General features: G+C 64.0%; 1 protein-coding gene. It reads right to left on the reverse strand.

Annotation, left to right across the window (positions count from 1 at the left end; translation table 11 throughout):
* Positions 1-724 (reverse strand): AMP-binding protein (locus CH290_RS24880; protein WP_170947487.1); only part of this gene is annotated, 724 nt, incomplete at both ends.

Genomic DNA, 724 nt, shown 5'->3' on the forward strand with positions numbered 1-724 from the left:
GCGGATGAGGTTGATGATTGCTCGGTGGGAGATCATGACGCCTTTGGGGCGTCCGGTGGTGCCGGAGGTGAAGATGACGTAGGCGGTGTCGGCGGGGGTCAGTGGGCGATCGAGTGTCGGTGCGGTGGTGTGTCCGGTGTCGAGGCGTGCGGCGATGTCGGGGTTGTCGAGGTGTAGCTCGTTCGTTGCGCGTGTGTTCGTTCGGATTTCGGTGGTGGTAATCAGGAGTGAGGGTGTGGAGTCGTCGAGGATGTGCCCGATCCGCTCACTCGGGTAGTCGGGGTCGATGGGGACGTAGGCGGCGCCGACCCGGATCACGGCCAGGAGTGCGGTGACCAGGTCGACGCTGCGGGGGAGCATGACTGCGACGCGGTCGCCGACCTGGACGCCACGTTCGAACAGTATGTGTGCCAGTGCGTTTGCGCGGGAATCGAGTGTTGTGTACGTCCATTGCTGTCTCGAGTCGTCGGTGACGGCGATGGCGTTCGGGGTATGGGTGGTTCGGTTGCGGATGAGTGTGTCGAGGGTGGTGCCGGCTGCGGGTTCGCTGGCTCCGGTGGACCATCGTGCGAGGTGTTCGCGTTCGTGGTCGGTGAGTAGGGGTAGTTCGGCGATTCGGGTGTGTGGTGCGGTGGCGAGGGTGTGTAGGGCGGTGTCGAGGAGTGTGGTGAGGGTGGTGATGGTGTGGTGGGTGATGCGGTGTGGTTGGTAGGAGAGTTCGATG

This window comes from Rhodococcus sp. 06-156-4 (assembly GCF_002259345.1).
GTDB classification, from domain to species: domain Bacteria; phylum Actinomycetota; class Actinomycetes; order Mycobacteriales; family Mycobacteriaceae; genus Rhodococcoides; species Rhodococcoides fascians_E.